Source organism: Nonomuraea sp. NPDC049655 (assembly GCF_044465465.1).
Classification (GTDB): Bacteria; Actinomycetota; Actinomycetes; order Streptosporangiales; family Streptosporangiaceae; genus Nonomuraea.
Genome location: NZ_JBITLS010000001.1, coordinates 1085911 through 1105762 on the forward strand (window position 1 = coordinate 1085911; position 19852 = coordinate 1105762).

Annotated in this window: 17 protein-coding genes; 12 read left to right on the forward strand and 5 right to left on the reverse strand. The window is 73.7% G+C overall.

Annotated features, from left to right (window positions below):
• The first annotated feature begins 7 nt into the window (after positions 1-7).
• A complete protein-coding gene (cydB, locus tag ACIBQ6_RS05005) occupies positions 8-976 on the forward strand; it encodes a cytochrome d ubiquinol oxidase subunit II (protein WP_358301477.1) in 969 nt (322 codons plus the stop codon).
• Between the two features lie 30 nt (positions 977-1006).
• Here cydB and ACIBQ6_RS05010 read toward each other — a convergent pair whose 3' ends face one another.
• Complete coding sequence (locus ACIBQ6_RS05010; protein ID WP_358301475.1) at positions 1007-1882, reverse strand: SGNH/GDSL hydrolase family protein; 876 nt, start codon at positions 1880-1882, stop codon at positions 1007-1009.
• A gap of 267 nt (positions 1883-2149) precedes the next feature.
• Between ACIBQ6_RS05010 and ACIBQ6_RS05015 the strand changes: the two genes are divergently transcribed.
• The 6 genes from ACIBQ6_RS05015 (at position 2150) to ACIBQ6_RS05040 (ending at position 9212) form a co-directional block, all read left to right on the forward strand.
• A complete protein-coding gene (locus ACIBQ6_RS05015; protein WP_397210323.1) occupies positions 2150-3217 on the forward strand; it encodes a LacI family DNA-binding transcriptional regulator in 1068 nt (355 codons plus the stop codon).
• Positions 3218-3324: 107 nt separating this feature from the next.
• Entirely contained in the window at positions 3325-4587 is a 1263-nt protein-coding gene (locus ACIBQ6_RS05020; RefSeq protein ID WP_397210324.1) for an extracellular solute-binding protein, read from the forward strand.
• A gap of 3 nt (positions 4588-4590) precedes the next feature.
• Positions 4591-5553 carry a carbohydrate ABC transporter permease gene (locus tag ACIBQ6_RS05025; protein ID WP_397210325.1) on the forward strand — a complete coding sequence of 321 codons (963 nt, stop codon included), beginning with the start codon at positions 4591-4593 and terminating at the stop codon, positions 5551-5553.
• The gene (locus tag ACIBQ6_RS05030) at positions 5550-6380 is read left to right on the forward strand and encodes a carbohydrate ABC transporter permease (RefSeq protein WP_352351481.1); all 831 of its coding nucleotides are present in this window, start codon (positions 5550-5552) and stop codon (positions 6378-6380) included. Before ACIBQ6_RS05025 ends, ACIBQ6_RS05030 begins: the two co-directional genes overlap by 4 nt.
• Positions 6381-6412: 32 nt before the next feature.
• Positions 6413-7618 carry a glycoside hydrolase family 1 protein gene (locus ACIBQ6_RS05035; RefSeq protein ID WP_397210326.1) on the forward strand — a complete coding sequence of 402 codons (1206 nt, stop codon included), beginning with the start codon at positions 6413-6415 and terminating at the stop codon, positions 7616-7618.
• 58 nt (positions 7619-7676) lie between these two features.
• On the forward strand, positions 7677-9212 hold the full coding sequence (locus ACIBQ6_RS05040; protein ID WP_397210327.1) for a family 20 glycosylhydrolase: 1536 nt from the start codon (positions 7677-7679) through the stop codon (positions 9210-9212).
• A 60-nt stretch (positions 9213-9272) separates the two neighbouring features.
• Here the strand turns inward: ACIBQ6_RS05040 and ACIBQ6_RS05045 are convergent, their stop codons facing one another.
• The 3 genes from ACIBQ6_RS05045 to ACIBQ6_RS05055 all read right to left on the reverse strand — a co-directional run bounded on the left by ACIBQ6_RS05045 (position 9273) and on the right by ACIBQ6_RS05055 (position 12047).
• Positions 9273-10184, reverse strand: coding sequence for a hypothetical protein (locus tag ACIBQ6_RS05045; protein WP_358301459.1), 912 nt, complete (start codon positions 10182-10184; stop codon positions 9273-9275).
• A 217-nt stretch (positions 10185-10401) separates the two neighbouring features.
• Positions 10402-11046: a response regulator transcription factor gene (locus ACIBQ6_RS05050; RefSeq protein WP_352351471.1), complete on the reverse strand. Its 645-nt coding sequence runs from the start codon at positions 11044-11046 to the stop codon at positions 10402-10404.
• Positions 11043-12047: a histidine kinase gene (locus ACIBQ6_RS05055; RefSeq protein ID WP_397210328.1), complete on the reverse strand. Its 1005-nt coding sequence runs from the start codon at positions 12045-12047 to the stop codon at positions 11043-11045. The genes ACIBQ6_RS05050 and ACIBQ6_RS05055 overlap by 4 nt, the downstream gene beginning before the upstream one ends.
• 446 nt (positions 12048-12493) lie before the next feature.
• On the opposite strand from ACIBQ6_RS05055, the gene ACIBQ6_RS05060 reads away from it, so the two are divergent.
• Both ACIBQ6_RS05060 and ACIBQ6_RS05065 read left to right on the forward strand, forming a co-directional pair.
• Positions 12494-12952, forward strand: a complete 459-nt coding sequence (locus ACIBQ6_RS05060; protein WP_358301452.1) for a CBS domain-containing protein — start codon at positions 12494-12496, stop codon at positions 12950-12952.
• A 5-nt stretch (positions 12953-12957) separates the two neighbouring features.
• A complete protein-coding gene (locus ACIBQ6_RS05065) occupies positions 12958-14241 on the forward strand; it encodes an SLC13 family permease (protein WP_397210329.1) in 1284 nt (427 codons plus the stop codon).
• 15 nt (positions 14242-14256) lie between these two features.
• Here the strand turns inward: ACIBQ6_RS05065 and ACIBQ6_RS05070 are convergent, their stop codons facing one another.
• Positions 14257-15141 carry a phosphotransferase gene (locus ACIBQ6_RS05070; RefSeq protein WP_358301449.1) on the reverse strand — a complete coding sequence of 295 codons (885 nt, stop codon included), beginning with the start codon at positions 15139-15141 and terminating at the stop codon, positions 14257-14259.
• A gap of 508 nt (positions 15142-15649) precedes the next feature.
• On the opposite strand from ACIBQ6_RS05070, the gene ACIBQ6_RS05075 reads away from it, so the two are divergent.
• From ACIBQ6_RS05075 to ACIBQ6_RS05085, 3 genes are all read left to right on the forward strand, one after another.
• Positions 15650-16600 carry a lysophospholipid acyltransferase family protein gene (locus tag ACIBQ6_RS05075; RefSeq protein WP_397210330.1) on the forward strand — a complete coding sequence of 317 codons (951 nt, stop codon included), beginning with the start codon at positions 15650-15652 and terminating at the stop codon, positions 16598-16600.
• A gap of 157 nt (positions 16601-16757) precedes the next feature.
• Positions 16758-18992, forward strand: coding sequence for an MMPL family transporter (locus tag ACIBQ6_RS05080; RefSeq protein ID WP_397210331.1), 2235 nt, complete (start codon positions 16758-16760; stop codon positions 18990-18992).
• Positions 18989-19846, forward strand: a complete 858-nt coding sequence (locus tag ACIBQ6_RS05085; RefSeq protein ID WP_397210332.1) for a lysophospholipid acyltransferase family protein — start codon at positions 18989-18991, stop codon at positions 19844-19846. Before ACIBQ6_RS05080 ends, ACIBQ6_RS05085 begins: the two co-directional genes overlap by 4 nt.
• Positions 19847-19852: the final 6 nt, after the last annotated feature.

Here is a 19852-nt window from a genome sequence, read left to right on the forward strand (position 1 = left end):
GGAAATCATGGAAAACGTCTGGTTCGTCCTGATCGCCGTGCTGTGGACCGGCTACTTCCTGCTGGAGGGCTTCGACTTCGGCGTCGGCATCCTGATGCCCGTCCTGAGTCGCGAGGAGGCCGACCGGCGGGCCGTCCTGAAGACCATCGGCCCGGTGTGGGACGGCAACGAGGTGTGGCTGCTGGTGGCCGGCGGCGCGACCTTCGCCGCCTTCCCCGAGTGGTACGCCACCCTGTTCAGCGGCTTCTACCTGCCGCTGTTCCTCATCCTGCTGGCGCTCATCGCCCGCGGCGTGGCCCTGGAGTACCGCAGCAAGAGCGACAGCACGCGCGGCTGGGACCGGGCGCTGTTCTGGGGCTCGCTCGTCCCGGCCTTCCTGTGGGGGGTGGCGTTCGCCAACATCGTGCGCGGTGTGCCGCTGAACGCCGAGCACGAGTACACCGGCACCCTGCTGACCCTGCTCAACCCGTTCGCGCTGCTCGGCGGGCTGGCCACGCTGCTGCTGTTCACCCTGCACGGCGCGGTCTTCCTGGCCCTGCGCACCACCGGCGACCTGCGCCTGGCCGCCGGCCGGATGGCCAAGAGCATCTCCCCGGCGGCGTTCCTGGTCGTGATGGCGTTCCTGCTGCTCTCGGACGGCGGCGGCGCGCTGCGGTGGACCGCCGTGGCGCTGGTCGCCCTCGGCCTGGCCGGCGCGGTGGCCGCGACCGTGCGCGGCCGTGACGGGTGGGCCTTCACCGCCAGCGCGGTCGCCGTGGTCGCCCTGGTGGCCGCGATCTTCACCGGCCTGTTCCCGAACGTCATGCCCGCCCTGGACCCGGCCAACAGCCTCACCGTGACCAACGCGGCCTCCAGCCCGTACACGCTGACGGTGATGACCTGGGTCGCGGCCGTCTTCACGCCCCTGGTGCTGGCCTACCAGGCGTGGACGTACTGGGTGTTCCGCCGCCGCATCACCGGCGCCGTCCGAACCTGACGGCCATCAGGATCCGCGGCGGCGGCGCCGTCAGCGCCGGGCGGCGTCCACCGCGGTCAGCACGGCGGTGGACATGGCCTGGTGGCCCGAGGCGTTGGGGTGGAGTCCCACCGAGTCCACGCCCTCCATCGGCTCCGTCCACCGGACGCCGAGGGGCTTGCACAGGTCGTGGCCCACCGAGCCGGTGTAGGTGTCGACGAATCGGGCGCCGCCCGCCGCGGCGCGGGCGGCGAGCATGGTGTTGAGGCGCTTCTCCACGTCCCGCAGCCAGGGCGCGTCACCCTTGGCGATGGGGACGGTCGCATAGCAGTTGCTCCCGTCGTCCGGCATGATGACCGGATAGCCGACGACGAGGACGTCCGCGCCGGGGGAGCGCCGCCTGATCTCCTGGAGCACGGCGTCGATCTTGTCGCCGGTGGCGGCGATGCGCCCGGCGAGCTGGTCGATGCCGGCCAGGGTGTAGCCGGCCTTGCACGGCGAGCCGCCGGGGTTGAGCCTGCCGAGGATGACGCAGCGGCCGATGATGCCGCTGACGTTGATGTCGTTGCCGCCGATCCCCAGCGTGACCAGGTCCGTCTCCGGGCGGAGCGCGTCCAGCTGCGGCGGGGCCGCGCCCTGTGCGCCGGTCATGTTCGCCGTGGTCGCGCCGGCGCAGCTGACGTCCGTGAAGGCGGCGACGGTCCGCGCGGCCGCGGTCAGGGTCGGGTAGTTGCGGTCGGAACGGCCGCAGTCGGCGTCCGTCTGGTTCGGGATTCCCGGGCCCGCGGTGTAGGAGTCGCCGAGGGCCACGTAGTGGCCGACGGCGGTGTCACGGGCGGAGGCGTGCGCGGCCGGCGTCGCCAGGAGCGAAGAGACGGCCGCCGTGACGACCGCCGCTGAGAGTGTGAGGGACTTCTTCCCGAACATGGGCCACCTTCTCTGGAGGGGGGTGAGGGCAGGGGCCGGCGCGGCGGCGGAGGTGAACACCGCGCACGCAGGGCGAACCCGCGGCGCGCAGCCATTTCCTACCAGGTGGTTAGTTTTACTGGGCGCGGGCGTCCCGTCAAGATCCCGGTCGCCTCCGGTACGCGTACGAGCGTGGTGATCACCGGCCGGGCGCGGCGCGTAGGGTGGTGACCCGAAGCGGATACGATCCGTTCGCAGGCGACGCCGGGAAGGGCGGGTGATGGTCCGGTGGCGCAGAGGGCGACCGTCTACGACGTCGCTGAGCGGGCAGGCGTCTCCATCGCGACGGTCTCGCACACCTTCCGGCAGCCGGAGCGGGTTCGCCCGGAGACGCGCGAGCTGGTCCTGCAGGCCGCGCGGGCCCTCGGCTACGTGCCGAGCGGCAGCGCGCGCGGGCTCGCGAAGGGCCGCTCCCAGGCGCTCGGCCTGTACGCCTTCGACATGTTCCTGCCCGCCGACCTCGGCGCCCAGGATCTCGACGCCATGGTGGCCCGGGAGCTCGACGGCCTCGGTGACGTGCGGCGATTCCCGCTCTACGTCGACGAGATCCAGCGCGGGTTCGAGCTGGAGGCGCAGCGGCTGGGCCGCCCGGTGATGCTCGGGTCGGGGGCCAGCCGCGACTCGCTGGGCAGCTTCGATCTGGCCGGCAGCGTCGACGGCCTGGCGATCTTCCCGGGCGGCGCGGCGCGCGACCTGCTGGAGCACGTGGGACGCGGCGTGCCCGTGGTGATCTTCAGCAGCCCGCCCATGCACGACCCGCTGCACCACATCACGGTGGCCAACGAGAGCGCCGTGCGCGAGCTCGTCGATCACCTGGTCGAGCGGCACGGCCGCCGGTCTCCCGCGTTCCTCGGCGAGCCGGCCGCGCCCGACATCGCCGCCCGGTTCGCCGGGTTCCAGGCGGCGCTGGCCGCGCACGGGCTGCCGGTCCCCGAGGAACCGTTCGACACCACCGCGCTGGCCCAGGACAGCCTGCGCTCGTTGCGCGCCGCCATCGCGGCCGGCGACGTGCCGGACGCCCTGGTCTGCGCCACCGACCAGCTCGCGCTCACCGTGCTGGACCTCCTGGCCCGGCACGGCCTCCGGGTGCCGGACGACGTCGCGGTCACCGGCTTCGACGGGATCGTCGCCGGCCGGCTCTCGAACCCGACGCTGACCACGGTCCGCCAGCCGTTCGCCTCGATGGGGCGGCTCGCGGTGCGCATCCTGACCGACACCGCGGCGGGGGTGTCCCACCCCAGGTCGTACGTGCTGCCGACGCGCATGGTGCTCGGCCGCAGCTGCGGCTGCTCCTGACGGAGTTTGTCTCAATTGCGCATTGGGGCTGGATTTCTGGCGAGTTAAGCGCATAAATTCACAGCCGTTCGGGGGAGGCAACACAGGCCGACAGGAAGGAACTGGCCGTGCGACACAGATCAACAGTGGCGGCCCTGGCCGCGATCGCCGTTGCGGCGGCGCTCACCGCGTGCGGCCGGGCCGACGAGGGCGCCGGACGGGCCCAGCCGTCCTCCAGTGTCGCGGCCAAGGCCGCCGGCGCGATCACGATGTGGGCTATGGGCAACGAGGGCGAGCTCCTGCCCGAGTTCGTGAAGAAGTTCGAGGCCGCCAACCCGGGGGTCAAGGTCGACGTGACCGCCATCCCCTGGGACTCGGCCTACCAGAAGTTCCAGACCGCCATCGCCGCCGGGAACGTTCCAGACCTGGCCATGATGCCCGGGTTGCCGGTGTTCAAGGACGCCTTCGCGCCCGTGCCCGACGCCATCGACACGGCGGGCATGTACCCGGGAGCCGTCTCGACGGGAACGATCGGCGGCCGGCTCCTGGAGGTGCCGTGGTACGTCGACGTCCGAGCGCTCTACTACCGGACGGACCTCGCCCGCAAGGCCGGCTGGGACAAGCCCCCGGCCACCTGGGACGAGCTGCGGCGGATGGCGGCCGACCTGCAGCGCAAGGCCGGTGCGAAATGGGGCATCCGGCTGCCCGCGGGCACGACCGGATCGTTCCTGTCCTCGCTCTGGATGCCGTGGTCCAACGGCGCGGAGCTGATGAACGCCGACCAGTCCTCGTGGACGCTCGACACGCCGGAGTTCGCCTCGGCGTACGAGTACCTGGCGTCGTACTTCAAGCAGCGCATCGCCGATCCGAACGCCGACACGGCGCCCGCCGCCGCGGTGAAGGACTTCCTGACGGGCACGACGCCGATGCTCGTCGCCGGTCCCTTCCTGCGCGGCGCCATCTCCCAGGCCGGCGGGGACGCGTTCGCGGGCAAGTACGCGACCGCGCCGCTTCCGGCGGGGAAGAGCTCGACCTCGTTCGTCGGCGGCGCGAACCTCGTGGTCTTCAAGGCCGCCAGGAACCCCGACTCCGCCTGGAAGCTCGTCCAGTGGCTCAGCGAGCCGCAGACCCAGGCGGCCTGGTACAAGGTCAGCGGCGACCTGCCGGCGACCCAGAGCGCGTGGCAGGATCCGGCGCTGCTCGCCGACCCGACGCTCGCCGCGTTCGCCGAGCAGCTCAAGACGGCCAAGGCGCCGCCGCAGCTCGTCGCCTTCGACAAGGTCGGCGCGGCGGGCGACTCCGCGATCGAGCAGATCATCAAGGGCGGCCGGCCCGTGGCGGACACGCTGCGCAAGCTCCAGCAGCAGGCCGACGGCATCGGGGTGTCCTGAGCGGTGTCGAACCCCATGTCGCCCACCGCCCCCGGCCGGGCGCGCGCCTCCCGTGACGTGCGCGCCCGCCGGGCCGGGGGAGCCAACTCTGAACGCCGGCGCCGGCAGACGACGGTCGCCTGGCTGTTCGCCGCGCCGTTCGTCGTCGTCTTCGCGGTGTTCATGGTCCTGCCGATCGCCGGTTCGATCGGCTTCTCCTTCACGGACCTGACCGCGCGGGACATCCAGTCGCCCTTCAACGTGGACTTCGTGGGCCTCCGGCAGTACGCGGACGTCCTCACCGATCCGGAGTTCCAGAACGCCGCCGGGGTGACGGCGCTGTTCGTCCTCGTCGGCATCCCCGCCACGGTGGCGCTCGGGCTGGGGCTGGCGCTGGCGCTCAACTCGGGCGTCCGCCGGCTCAGGCCGGTCTACCGCGTCGCCTTCTACGCGCCGGTGGTCACGAGCGTCGTCGCGGTCTCGGTCATCTGGCGTCACATCCTCGCCCGCGACGGGCTGCTCAACATGGTCCTCGCCCTGGTCGGGGTCGAGGGGCCGGACTGGCTGAACAGCACCACCTGGGCCCTGCCCTCGTTGATCCTGATGGCCGTCTGGCGCAACACCGGGACCCTCATGGTGATCTTCCTGGCCGGGCTGCAGGCCGTCCCGGCCGACGTCGCGGAGGCGGCGTCGATGGACGGCGCCGGGCCCTGGCGCCGCCTGCGCAGCATCACGCTCCCGCTGCTGCGCCCCACGATCCTGCTGGGCTGCGTGCTCATCTCGGTCGGCTACCTGCAGTTCTTCGAGGAGGCGTTCGTGATGACGCAGGGCGGGCCGCTCGGCTCCACGCTGTCCATGACGTACTACACGTTCAACGCCTTCGGCTTCGGCGACTTCGCCAAGGCGTCCGCGGCGAGCTACATCATGTTCGTCGTCATCGCGGCGGTCGGCGTCCTGCAGTTCCGCCTGCTCAGGAGGGCCACATGACCCAGCAGGGACGCCTGACGGCGCGCTCGCTCAGCTACGTGGTGCTGACCGCCGGCGTGGTGGTGTGGCTCGCGCCGTTCGCCTGGATGGTGCTGGGCGCGTTCAAGACGCAGGACGAGATCTTCGCCGACCCCCCGACGTGGTGGCCGCACTCGCCCACCGGCGGGAACTTCGCCCGCTGGCTCACCGAGCTGCACTTCGGCACCTTCTTCGGCAACAGCCTCGTCGTCGCCGTGCTCACCGTGCTCGGCAACCTGCTGTTCTGCTCGATGGTCGGCTACGCGCTGGCCAAGATGGACTTCGCCGGGAAGCGCGTCCTGCTCGGCGTCGTGCTGGTGACCATCATGGTGCCCGGCGTGGTGACCTTCGTCCCGCTTTTCGTGATCGTCGCGAAGATGGGCATCCTCGACACGTACGGGGCCCTGGTGCTGCCGTTCCTCACGCAGCCCGTGGGCGTTTTCCTGATGCGCCAGTTCATGCTGGACATCCCCGACTCGCTGCTGGAGGCCGCCCGCATCGACGGCGCCTCCGAGACGAGGATCTTCACCCGGGTCGTGCTGCCGCTGTGCGGCCCCGCGCTGGCCACCCTCGGCATCCTCACCTTCCTCGGCTCCTGGAACAACTTCCTGTGGCCGCTCGTGGCGAGCCAGACCGAGTCGATGTACACGCTGCCGGTCGCGCTCTCGCTCTACTCCACCGGCCAGTACGCGACCGACTACGGCACGCTGCTCGCCGGGGCCGTGCTGATCATCACGCCGATACTCGCGCTCTTCGTGTCCCTGCAGCGCTACTTCGTGCAGGGCATCGCCACCATGGGCCTCAAATGACCACACCTCCGACACCCAAGACAGGATCGAACATGACGACTTCGCAGCCGCCGACCTTCCCGGACGGATTCCTGTGGGGCGCGTCGACGGCGGCCCACCAGGTGGAGGGGAACAACGTCGGAAGCGACTTCTGGCAGGCGGAGCACGACGGGAGCCGGGGCCTGCCCGAACGGTCGGGGGACGCCTGCGACAGCTTCCACCGGTGGCCCGAGGACCTGGACATCGCCCGCGACCTCGGTCTCAACGCCTACCGGTTCAGCGTCGAATGGGCCCGCGTGGTCCCCGCGCCCGGTCACCCGTCGCCGGCCATGCTGGCCCACTACCGCCGGATCATCGAAGGCTGCGGGCAGCGCGGGCTGACCCCGGTCGTCACGCTCCACCACTTCACCAGCCCCGCGTGGCTGAGCGCCGGAGGCGGCTGGACCTCCGGGGAGGCGGTCGCGCACTTCGCCGACTACGTCCGCGCGGTGCTGCCGATCCTCGACGGCGTGCCCTGGGTCTGCACGATCAACGAGCCCAACATGGTCGCCCTGGTGGCCGCGCGCCGCAGGCACGGCGCCGGCGAACCCGTCCCCTCCTTCGTCCCGCCGGACCCCGACGTGACGCGTGCGCTGGCCCGCGCGCACGAGGAGGCCCGCGACCTGCTCGCCTCCGTGCCCGGACTGCGCTCGGGGTGGACGGTGGCCAACCAGAACGTGCAGGACCACGGCGCCGGCCCCGACCGCACCGCCGAGCTGTCGTACCTGGTCGACGACCAGTACATCGACCTGGCGAAGGACGACGACTTCCTCGGCGTGCAGGCCTACAGCCGCCTGCGCGCGGGCGCGGACGGCGTCATCGCCCCCGGCCCGGACGACAGGCGCACGATGATGGGCTGGGAGTACTACCCCCTCGCGCTGGAGGACGCGGTCCGGCACACCGCCGCCCGGCTCGGCGGATCGACACCGCTGCTGGTGACCGAGAACGGCATCGCGACCGCCGACGACGACGAACGCGTCGCGTACACGACCGAGGCCGTGACGGGCCTGGCCCGCGCCATGGCCGACGGCATCGACGTGCGCGGATACCTGCACTGGTCACTTCTGGACAACTACGAGTGGGGATCGTGGACGCCCACCTTCGGCCTCGTCGCGGTCGACCGGACCACGTTCCGGCGCACGGTCAAACCCAGCGCCCGCTGGTTCGGGCGGCTCGCCCAGAACCCGGCGGCCGCTCTGGGCGGAAAGGCGGCGTCGTGACGAGACCCTGGAGGCGACCCCGGACGCACGGCCTGGCGGGGCTGCTCGGCGGCCGGCGATGAGGGCCGCGCTGGTGCCGTGGCCGCACGCGGTCGCGCTCGACCACGCGACGACGACCGTCCTGCACCCCGGCCACGTCGAGATCCGGGCGGACGATCGTCTGCGCGACGCCCGCACGTGGCTCGAAGGCGAGTTCGCTCGCCTCCCCGTCACCCCCTCGGCGGGTCACCCGTCCCCGTCGCGCGTCGTCCTGCTGATCGGCGAGGCGCCCGGCGACGTGCCGCCGGCCGGCGGGATCGCGCCGGAACAGCTCCCTCCGGACGAGCGGCACACCGTGACGATCGCCCCGGCGGAGATCACGATCACCGGCCCGACCCCGCACGCGGTCCTGCGGGGCGCCGCGACCTTGATGCAGCTGGCGGAGTCGGGGGCGGGCCGGCTGCCGGTCGGGCGCATCGCCGACGGGCCCGCCCTGGCGTGGCGGGGCCTGATGCTCGACGTCGTCCGGCATCCCTTCCGCCCGGACGAGATCCGCCGCGTCATCGACCTGCTGACGCGGTACAAGCTGAACGTGCTGCACCTGCACCTCACCGACTCCGGCGGCTGGCGGCTGCAGTCGGCGGCCCGTCCCGCGCTGGACGCGACCTCGCCCGGCGAGCTGATCACGCGGCGCGAGCTGGCGGAGCTGACGGCGTACGCCGCGGCGCGCGGGGTGACGATCGTGCCCGAGATCGACCTCCCCGGGCACGCCCACGCCGCGATCCGCGCCTACCCGGAGCTCGTCGGCGACCGGGCCGCCGCCCGTCTGGGCTACGTGGATCCGGCCGTGCCCGGGGCCGAGTCCTTCCTCGCGGAGACCGTCGCCGAGTTCGCGCAGGCGTCCCGTGCCCGGTTCGTGCACGTCGGGGGTGACGAGCCGTTCGGGATGCCCGTCACGGCGTACACGCGCGCGGTCGGCGTGGCCGTCCGCGCGGCGCACGACGCCGGCAGCCGGGTCGTGGCCTGGCAGGAGACGGTACGCGCCGGGGCGCTGGGCGACGGCGACCTCGTGCAGCTGTGGATCGGCGCGGAGACGAGCATCGACGCCGACGCCAAGAAGGCGGAGCTGCCGGAGTCCGCGCACCCGTTCGTCGACCAGATGGTGGCGTTGTTCGCCCTCGCGCCGTCCGACGGGCCCGCCGCTGCGGCGGCCGGGCTGCCGGTGCTGCTGTCCTCCAGCGACGTGCTGTACTACGACCGCCCGTACGCCGAGCCCGCCGCGGACGCCGAGGGGGAGGCGCGCCGGGCCCGGCTCGGGTTCTGCGACTATCCGGCCAAGACCCTCCGGCAGATGTTCGACTGGACCCCGGGGTCCTTGGTGTCGGGGCTCGACGTCCGCGTCGCCGGGGTGGAGGCGGCGATCTGGTCGGAGACGATCACGTCCTTCGACGACCTGGCGTTCCTGCTGCTGCCCCGTCTCCCGGCCGCGGCCGAACGATCCTGGACGCGCGAGCCGGCGACCTGGGAGGACCACCGGGCACGCCTGGAACCGCACGCCGCCACATGGCAGGCGACGGGATGGGGAGCGGCGTACCGGCCCGCGGCGGAGCCGTGACCCGCGCAGGCCCCGGGGCTCGTCGCGGTCCCGGGCTCGCCGCGGCCCCGGAGGCCGTCGTCAGGCTCGCACGGGCGACCCGCCGAGCTCGGTCACCGTCAGGGCGCGCAGCAGGTACGGGTGCAGGCCCTCGGCCCGCGGCCGGGGCAGGCCGGCGGCGATCGCGGCCTCGGTGAGCGCGGCCCGCGTCCAGGCCAGGTCGACCCGCCGGCCCGCCTCGCCGGTGAGCAGCGGGTGGTCGGCGGGCCGGTCGCCGCACAGGCGGCGCAGCGGGCGGCGCAGGTAGGGGGCGAGCGGGAAGGCGACGATGTCGCCCCGCCCGTCGTGCAGAGTGATCAGCACGGGGTCGCCGGCGCCCACCAGGTGCACGTCGCACGGGGTCAGCCGGGCCAGCGCGTCGACGGACGCGCCGGTGGACTCCAGCAGGCCGACGGCCACGGCCTCGGCTAAGCGGCCTTCCTCGGCCAGCAGGGCGACCCCGCCGCGCAGCAGCCGCCGCTCGGCCGGGGTGGGCGGGTGAGCGGCCGGCGCCGGAAGAGCCGGCCCGTGCCGTCCGGCGAAGGCGTAGAACGAGGCCAGCACGGCCCGCCGGCGGATCACCGTCGCGCGCGCCAGCGGCCGGCCGGACGGCGCCAGACCGGCGGTGAGCGCGGCCAGGCAGTAGGCGTCGACCTGCGACCCGGCCCCCAGCACGTCGCCGCCGGGATCCTGCCCGCGCAGCCACCGCAGGTAGGAGGCCAGCACCCGCAGCCGCGTCCGCCGCAGGGCCGGGGAGGGCCGCTCGCGCAGCCAGGCCGCCGCCACGCCGGCCGCCGCCGGAGCCAGCCCCTCGACGACGTCGACGTCGGCCGCGGGGACCTCGCCCCCGTCGCCGGGACCGCGCCGCGGACGCAGCCCCTCGATGCGGGAGACGAGGCCGCGGGCCTCCTGACCGGTGAGCGCGCCCCAGGACGCGACGGTGTCCTCGGCCATGCTCAGCACACGACCGGCACGACGACGGGATCGGCGGCAGGGTCGGCGGCGGCCCGTGCCGGAGCACAACAGGACGAAAGGGAGGCGTGGAGGACGTCACTGCTCGCGCCCAACGGACCCATCATGATCTCGATCGTCTCATGGAACTGCGCCCGCGGGCTCCATCCCGCCGGGCCGCCGGGGCCACGGGACCCAGGGGCGCGGCCGTCCGCCGAGGTCAGGGTTCGATCAGGCCGGCGCGGATGGCGTAGCGGGTCAGGTCGAGCCGGTCGTTGAGGCCGAGTTTGGCCAGGATGTTGCTGCGGTGGCGGTCGACGGTCTTCGGGCTGATGACCAGGGTGTCGGCGATGGCCTTGGTGGAGTGGCCCTCGGCGATGAGCTTGACGATCTCCTCCTCGCGGGCGGTCAGCAGGCTGTCGGGCAGCGGGTCGCCGTGCCGGTGGCGGTGGAGGTAGTCGCGGATCAGCGCGGTGACCGCCCCGGGGTAGAGGAACGGCTCGCCGCGCATCGCCGCCCGGCACGCCTCGATGAGGTCGCGGTCGGCCACCGACTTCAGCACGTAGCCGCAGGCCCCGGCCTTGAGCGCGGCGAAGAAGTACTGCTCGTTGTCGTACATCGACAACATCAGCAGGCGGATGCCGGGCCGGCGGCGGGAGATCTCCCGCGCGGCCTGCAGGCCGGTCATGCGCGGCATGGCGATGTCCAGGACGACCAGGTCGATGTCGTGGGTGCGGACGGCCTCCACCGCCTCGGCCCCGTCGGCCGCCTCGGCGACCACGGTCAGGTCGGGCTCGGCGTCGAGGATCAGGCGGACGCCCTGGCGGACGAGCGCGTGGTCGTCGGCGAGCAGGATGCGGGTCATCGGGCGTTCTCCTTGGCCGCGCCGGGGACGGTGAGGACGATCTCGGTGCCGCCGCCGGGCGGCGAGTGCACGCTCAGGCGGGCCCCGATGAGCAGGGCGCGCTCGTGCATGCCGCGGATGCCGGCGCCCGGCTCGCCGATGCCGCCCCGGCCGTCGTCGGTGACGCGCAGGACCAGGTCGCCGTCGTCGGGCGTCAGCGTGAGCGTCGCCCTGGTGGCCTGGGCGTGGCGGGCGACGTTGGTCAGGCTCTCCTGGGCGATGCGGTAGAGCACCAGCTCGACCTCGGAGCTGAGCGGCGGCAGCCCCGCGGCCAGTCTACGCGTGACCTCGACCGTGCCGGTCTGCGACAGGTCGGTGGCCAGCGCGGTGAGGGCGCTGGTCAGCCCGAGGTCCTCCAGGACGCCGGGGCGCAGCCGGTGGGCGACCTGGCGCACCTCGTCCAGGCTGGTCCTGATCGCCTCCTGGGCGTGGCCGAGCTCGTCGGCCAGCTCCGCGGGCGCCCGGTCGCGCACCCGCTTGAGCGCCAGGAGCGCGACGGTGAGGCTCTGGCCGATCTCGTCGTGCAGCTCGCGGGCGATGCGGCCGCGTTCGGCCTCCTGGGCGGCCAGGGCCTGGGCGCTGGCCACGCTGCGCTCCTCCTCCAGCCGGTCGAGCATCTGGTTGAAGGTGTCGGTGACGCTGCGCAGGTCGCGGTTGCCGGCGGGCAGCCGGTCGTGGGTGTGCAGCAGGTCCACCCGCCGCATGAGGGCGGTCAGGGAGGTCAGCGGGGCCAGGCTGGCCCGCACCAGGAACGCGTTCGCCGCCAGGATCAGCGCCAGGCCGATGAGCAGCACCGGGACCTCGGTCAGCAGCACCGGTGAGGAGACCGTCGCGGGGGACAGCGCCAGCACGAACGTGCCCGCGGCGAAGACCAGCGCGTTGATGACGAACAGGCGGCGGAACAACGCCTGGGCCGGGGTGCGGCCAGGCGGCTCCGGCGCGGTGGCGACGGCGTCTTTCATGCCTTCAGCCTGGGCGTTCGCCGCCCGCGCTGTCCACTGACCCGGCCCGAATACGGTCGCGCCCCCACCCGATATGGGGGCCGGACCCGATGGGCGCGGGCCCCCGCGCGGTGATGGCATGGTCTCCCCGGAAAACAGGGACGGACCGTAAGGAGGTGGGCGATGCGTGGCACGGACCTTCTCCGAGCCGCGGCGGCAGGACCGCTTCTCCTCCTGCCCGCCCGCGGGTCGCGGTCCGTCCCCCGGGGCCATCTGACGCGCGGGCCGCGCCGGGGGCCGGCCGCCGTCCCGTGGCCGGGGCAGAGCGCCTGAGCCGTCCCGGCCGCCTTCGTGACCTTCGCCCATGCCCCCGCTGGAGGCTCCCCATCAAGATCCGTCATACGACCGTGCCCCGAACCGGCGCGAACCGTCGTCCTCCCACCACTTCGACCACCGTGGACGGTGCCATGCGAGCACAGGACATCGCCGTCACCCTGCCGACCGTGACGGCCCGCGACTCCGTGGGACGCGCCGTGCGCCTGATGGTGGTCAACCGGCTGCCCGGACTCATCGTGGTGGACGAGCGGGGCAGGCCGGCGACCGTGCTGCCGGGCACGCAGGTGCTGCGGCTGGCCATTCCCGGCACGTACCAGGAGGACCAGGCCCTGGCCCGCACCCTCGACGAGAGCGACGCCGAGCTGTTCTGGCAGGAGCTCGCCCACCTGACCGTCGGCGACTGCCTGCCCAGGCCGCCCGCGCGGCCCGTCACCGTGCCGCCGGACGCGACCCTGCTGGAGGTGGCGGCGCTGATGGCCCGCACGCGCAGCCCGCTGGTCGCCGTCCTCGGCCCGGACGCCACCCTCACGGGGGCGATCACGCTGGAACGCCTGCTGACCAGCCTGGCCATCACGAGCCTTCCGGACTGATCCGCATGAGCGCGATCCTGGCCCTAGCCATCTTCGTGGTGGCGTTCTTCTTCATCGCCACCGAGAAGGCCGACAAGGTCAAGGTCGTCCTGGTGGCGGCCGGCCTGATGACCGTGCTGGGGCTGACGCCGGGGGAGGAGGTGTTCTCCTCAGGGCACGCGGGCATCGACTGGAACGTCATCTTCCTGCTGCTCGGCATGATGATCATCGTGGGGGTGATCAAGCAGACCGGGTTGTTCGACTACCTGGCGATCTGGGCGGCCAAACGCTCGCGGGGGCGGCCGTACCGGCTGATGGCGATGCTGATGGCCATCACCGCCGTGGCCTCGCCGTTCCTGGACAACGTCACGACGATCATGCTGGTCGCGCCGGTGACGGTGATGGTGTGCGGGCGGCTGCGCATCCCGGCGCAGCCGTACCTGATCGCCGAGGTGCTGGCCTCCAACATCGGCGGGGCGGCGACGCTGATCGGCGACCCGCCGAACATCATCATCGGCAGCCGGGCGGGGCTGACGTTCAACGACTTCCTCGTCCACATGGCGCCCGCGGTCGTGGTGATCTTCGGCGTGTTCGTGCTGCTCACCTACCCGCTGTTCCGCCGGTCGTTCCACTACAACGCCGAGCACGTCGCCAAGGTGATGGCGCTGCAGGAGCGGCGGGCCATCACCGACCCCGCGTTGCTGGCGCGGTCGATGACGGTGCTGGCCGGGGTGGTGACGGCGTTCGCGCTGCACTCCGTCCTGCACCTGGCGCCCTCGATCATCGCCCTGGTCGGCGCGGGGGTCATGCTGCTGGTCTGCCGGGTCGAGCTCGGGGACGTGCTGCGCGAGGTCGAATGGCCCACGCTGGTGTTCTTCGCCGGGCTGTTCGTCATGGTCGCCGGCCTGGTGCACACCGGCATGATGGAGACCATCGGCCGCGCCACCATCGACCTGTTCGGCGACAACTACTTCGCCGCGGCCACCTCGCTGCTGTTCGGCTCCAGCGTGCTGGGGGCGTTCTTCGACAACATCCCGTACGTGGCGACGATGGCGCCGGTGGTGGAGGAGCTGGCCGCCACCGCACCGGACGCGTCCACCGGGCAGGCGCTGTGGTGGGCCTTCGCCTTCGGCGCCGACTTCGGCGGCAACGGCACCGCGGTCGCCGCCAGCGCCAACGTCGTGGCCCTCGGGATCGCCGCCCGCACCGGGAACCCGATCTCCTTCTGGCAGTTCACCCGGTACGGCATCGTCGTCACCCTGGGCAGCACGGCCCTGGCCTGGGTGTACGTCTGGCTGCGTTACTTCTGACCCGGGCCGCCCGGGTCAGGGACGCAGCCGGTGGAACAGCTCGACCCGGGCCCGGTGGTAGTCGAGGTCCTCCTCGTCGTGCGGCACGCCCGCCGCGGCGGCCTTGCGGAAGTAGGCGTGCTCCCTGCGCAGCTTGTGCCGGACGAGCTGGGCGAGCGACTCGTCGTCGAGGGGGGCCGCCGTGCCGCCCTCCTCGTGGTAGGCGGCCACGAACTCCTTGCTGGGGCCGGTCAGGTCGTCGCCCCACTCCAGCGCGGCGGCGGCCAGCTCCAGCTCCGGGGCGCCGACGAAGGTCTCGTCCCAGTCGAGGACGGCGACGATGCGGCCGTCCCTGGCCAGGGTGTTGCCGGTGTAGTAGTCGCCGTGCAGCGGGTGGCGTACGGGATGCCCGGCGTGGAAGGCCGCCAGCCAGCGGTCGAGGACGGGGTCGGGCAGGTCGGCGGCGTCCGGGGGCGGGTCGCCGTACAGGCCGGACTCCTGGAAGGCGGGCACGGGACGCGGGCCGGGACGCAGACCGGCCAGCGCGCGGTGCAGCCTGGCCAGTAGCCGCGCGCCCGCCTCCCGCTGCGCCGGCACGTCGGAGTCGGGCCACTCGCCCTCGACATAGGGCCAGCAGGAGATCGGCCGCCCCGCCACGACGACCACCGTCGCGCCGCCCGCGGTGGCCAGCGGGGCGACGGCCTCGGGGAGCGTGGTGGCGGCGTGCCGGGCGACGGCGTGGCACCACTCCGACTCGGCCACCCCGCGCGCGGCCGGGCCCACCCGGACGACGTGGTCCCCGAGACGGTAGGCGGCCGACTCCTCCCCGCCGTGCAGCCGCTCGCCCTCTCCTTCGGCGCCCCAGGCCCGGGAGACGGCGGCACGGATCTCGGGGGTGAGGGGCGTCTTTGCGTAGATCACCTTGTCAGGTTATGGGGCTCAGGTCATGAGCTGGGACGGCTTGTGGAGTGTTCTGCCAAGGTCGGGCGACACGTGGCGCAAATTCGACGCTCTCCGCCGGATGGCGCTTAACCTGCACTAACAGGATCATCATCCGCTTGTCACCCCGCGGTCAGGGCCGCCGGTGCCGAGCCCGCTCCGAATTCGGGACGCTCATGATCGTGCAGTCGCAAGAAATCGCCCAAAGCTCACATCCGCCCCATACCCGCCCGTCCCGGCGTCGTGCCCTGTCAGGGTGAGCACACCAGTCGGCCCGCGTCCGCGTGCCGGGCCTTTCCGCGCCAGGTGCGCGCATGTCTTGGAACGGTCCAAGCTTCGGGTCCGGTCCGGTGCGGCCTGCCGCCCGCCGTCGTCTCGCGCCGCCGTCAGCGCCGCTCGGGCCGGCCCGCCGATCACCGTCTGGGAGTCCCGCGTGTCCCATCCGACTCCACCCGCAGTGCCGACTGCGGCGCCGTCTGCGATGCCGTCCGTGACGCCGTCTGCGATGCCGTCCGTGATGCCGTCCGTCGTGCAGTCCGTCGTGCAGTCCGCCGTGCCGCCCGCCGGGGCGGGGCGGGGGCGTGCGACGTGGCGGCACGTCGCCGGCCCCGGCCGGCGCGTGGAGATCAACCCGTGGCTGGCGCGGGCGCCGTGCTCGGTACGCGCGTGCCTGCCTGAGGAGGCCGTCGCCGCCGGGCGGACGCGCCGCGCGGCCCGGCTGTGCGCCGCCCTGCTGGTGCTGCTGGCCGCGCTGCCCGCCTTCCTCGCCATGGGGGCCGCGCCGAGGCTCTGGCGGACCAGGACCGCGCAGGCGGCGGCCCGGCTGCTGCTGCGCGCGTTCGGCGTCCGGGTCGAGGTCACCGGTCCGGCGGACCTCGCGGGGGCGGCGGCCGGGGTGCTCGTCGTGGCCAACCACGTCTCGCTGCTCGACCCGCTGGTCATGCTGGCCGCGCTGCCCTGCCGCCTGCTGGCCAAGCGGGAGGTGCGCCGGTGGCCGCTCATCGGGACGCTCGGCGCGGCCTGCGGGGCGCTGTTCATCGACAGGGAACGCCTGTCCACGCTGCCCGCCGCGGTGGGCCTGATCCGCGACGCCCTGCTGGCCGGGGAGACGGTCGCCGTCTTCCCCGAGGGCACCACGTCCTGCGGGCGCGAGGTCGGCACGTTCCGGCCCGCGGTCTTCCAGGCGGCGATCGACGCGGGGGCGGCGGTGTGCCCGGCCGTCCTGCGCTACTACGAGGGACCGAGCCCGTCGAGCCGGGGGAGCTGGGTGGGCGAGGACTCGGTGACCGGGTCCGTCGTCCGGGTGGCCGGGACGCGGCGGCTGCGGGCCGAGGTGCGGCTCACCCCGCTCCTGCCGCCGCCCGCGCCCGACCGCGGGCCGCGCGGACGGGCCGCCCTGGCCCGCGCCGCCGAGGAACGCGTACGCGCCGGCCTCGACTGACCGCAGAAGCCGACCGCACACAACTGACCACACGGGCCCGCGCCGCGGGGGAGCGCGTGCGCGGTGGCCTCGACCGACCGTTACTCGACGTAAGGATTCACCGATGTGGGGCAATTCGCCGCCGTCCGGCCGTGGGCGGAGGTGGCCGCGACGGGTCGTGCTCTGGGGCGCGGCCGTCACGTTCGCCGTCTCGCTCGTGGCCGGCCTGGACGTGCACGACCGGCTCGTGCTGGGCGACATCGTGCCGCTCGGATCGCAGTCCCTGCGCGCGGACGACATCCTCCAGGACGCCTTCCACGCGGGCAACGCCGACCTGGTCCTGATCGCCCGCGCCGCGCGCCCGGTCGACGACCCCGAAATCGACGCCGCCGGGACGCGGCTCACCGAACGCGTCTCGGCCGATCCCGGCGTGTGGCGGGTCACCTCGTACTGGCGCGGCCACGAGCCCAGGCTGCGCAGCGGCGACGGGCGCGCGGCGGTCGTCCTGGCCCACCTGAGCGGCGACAACGCCGCCCGCAACGCCGCCGCCCGCCGGATCATGGACTCCCTGCACGGCCGCTACGGCCCCCTGTCGCTGACCGCCACGGGCGAGGCCCAGGTGCGCGTCGAGGCGCAGGACCGCAGCGAGACCGACCTGCGCACCGCCGAGCTGATCGCCGCGCCGCTGACCCTGGCCATCCTGTGCGTGGTGTTCGGCAGCCTGGTCGCCGCCCTGCTGCCGGTGCTGATCGGCGCGCTGGCGGTGATCGCCACCATGGCCGTGCTGCGCCTGCTCACCGAGGTCATGGAGATCTCGGTGTTCGCGCTGAGCATCTCCAGCGCGCTCGGCTTCGCCCTGGCCGTCGACTTCAGCCTGTTCATCGTCACCCGCTTCCGCGAGCAGCTCGCCCAGGGCCAGGACGCCGTCCAGGCCGTCTCCGTCACCATGCGCACCACCGGCCGGGCCATGGCCTGCTCGGCGGCCACCGTGGCGCTGTCCATGTCGGCGCTGCTGCTGTTCCCGTTCACCATCCTGCGCTCGCTGGCCGTCGGCGGGATGACGATCAGCCTGACGGCGGCCGTGGCCAGCCTCGTGGTGCTCCCGGCCGTGCTCACCCTGCTCGGCGACCGGGTCAACCGGCTTCCCGTGCCCGGCCCGTGGAACGCCGCGCGCCGGTCCGCGCCGCCGGTGGAGGAGGGGCCCTGGTACCGCCTGGCGGTCGCCGTCATGCGCCGCCCGCTGGCGGTGGCCGTGCCCACCACCGCGCTGCTGCTGGCGATGGGCGCGCCGTTCCTGGGCGCCCGCTTCGGCACCCTGGACGACCGCATCCTGCCGCCCGACGCGCCCGCCGCCCGCGCGGCGCAGGCGCTGCGCGCGGAGTTCGGCGGTCAGCAGGTCGTCGGCGGCACCATGATCGTGCTGCCGGACCTGCGGATGACCGGGCAGAGCTCCGCCGGCCCGCTGGACGGCTACGCCAGGCGCCTGGCCGCCACCGACGGCGTGCTCCGGGTGGACACGGCCGGCGGCTCCTACAGCAGGGCCGCCACCGTGCCGGGGCCGGGCCGCCGGTTCACCGGCGAGGCGGGCACCTGGCTGCTCGTCACCACCGCGCACGAGCCGTACTCGGTGGCCAACAGCGAGCTCGTCCGGCGCCTGCGCGCGATCCCGGCCCCGGGCCAGGCGCTGTTCGCCGGGCCGGGCGCCGAGCTGGACGACATCAGGCAGAGCATCGCCGGCACGCTGCCCACGGCCCTGGCGCTGATCGCGCTGGCCACCCTGGCCATGGTGACGCTGCTGACCCGCAGCGTCGTGCTGGCCGTCAAGGCCCTGGTGATGAACGTGCTCAGTCTCACCGCCACCTTCGGCGCCCTGGTCCACGTCTTCCAGGACGGCCACCTGCGCGCGCTGGTCGGGGACTTCACCGCCACCGGCAGCATCGACGCCCTCATGCCCACGCTGATCTTCTGCGTCGCCTTCGGCCTGTCCATGGACTACGAGATCTTCCTGCTGTCCCGGATCACCGAGGAGTACCGCAGCCGCGGCGACACCGCCACCGCGGTCGCCACCGGGCTGCAGCACACCGGGCGGCTGTTCACCTCGGCCGCCGTCATCTTCGCCGTCGTCATGGCCGCCGTGGCGACCTCCGGCCTGGCCGTGCTCAAGATGATCGGGGTGGGCATCGCGGTGGCCGTCCTGGTCGACTGCACGCTGATCCGCACGCTCCTCGTGCCCGCCGTGATGCGCCTGGCCGGGCCCGTCAACTGGTGGTCGCCCCGGTTGTTGCGCGGCAGGCGGGGGAGCGGCGGCGGCTCTCCCGGCGACCCGCCGCGCGTCCCCGTCGGCGCCGCCGCGGGCGGCCCGGACGGGACGGATCCCGCGGCGCCGGCGGGCACACCCGCGAGCACACCGTGACGACCATCCGCGATCAGGACCACCGCCACGAGCGGCCGCCGTCCGGGCCGGGGCTGTCGCCGTGCACGCCGGACGCGTGCGTGCGCCCGCCGGTCGCCGCCGCCGGGCCGGTGCGCCGGGCCGCCCGCCTCCTGGGCTGCGCGCTGGCCCTGGGAGCCGCCCTGACGCTGTCGGCGATGCCCGCCCGCCGCGCCGGTGCCCTGCGCGCACGCCTCGCGCGCAGGGCCATGAGCCTGATCGTGCGCGCGCTCGGCATCGCGGTGCGGATCCCCGGTGGCGTCCCCGCCCTCGACGGCCACGGCACCCTGCTGGTGAGCAACCACATCTCGTGGGCCGACCCGCTGATCATGGCGGCCCTCACGCCGGCCCGCCAGCTCGCCAAACGGGACATCGGACGGTGGCCGCTGGTCCGGTCGCTGGCCGCGGCCCACCGCACGCTGTTCATCGACAAGGACCGGCCGGCCGGGCTGCCCGCCGCGATCACGGCCGTCGCCGCCGCGCTGCGCGAGGGGGACGCGGTGCTGGCCTACCCCGAGGGCACCACCTGGTGCGGGCAGGCCATGGGAGCCTTCCACCCGGCCCTGTTCCAGGCCGCCGTCGAGGCGGGCGCGACCGTCCGGCCGGTGGCGCTGCGCTACCGCGAAGCCGGCGCGCCCTCCACCCGCGCCGCCTGGATCGGCGCGGACTCCCTGCCGGTCTCGCTGCTGCGCGTGGTCGCGACCCGGAACCTGGTGGCCGAGGTGACGTTCCTGCCCCCCGTACGCCCCGAGCTCACCGGACGGCCGCGCGCGGACCGGGCGGCGCTGGCCGCGCTGACCGAGTCGCGGGTCAGGGACGCTCTGGGCCCGGCTTGATGGACA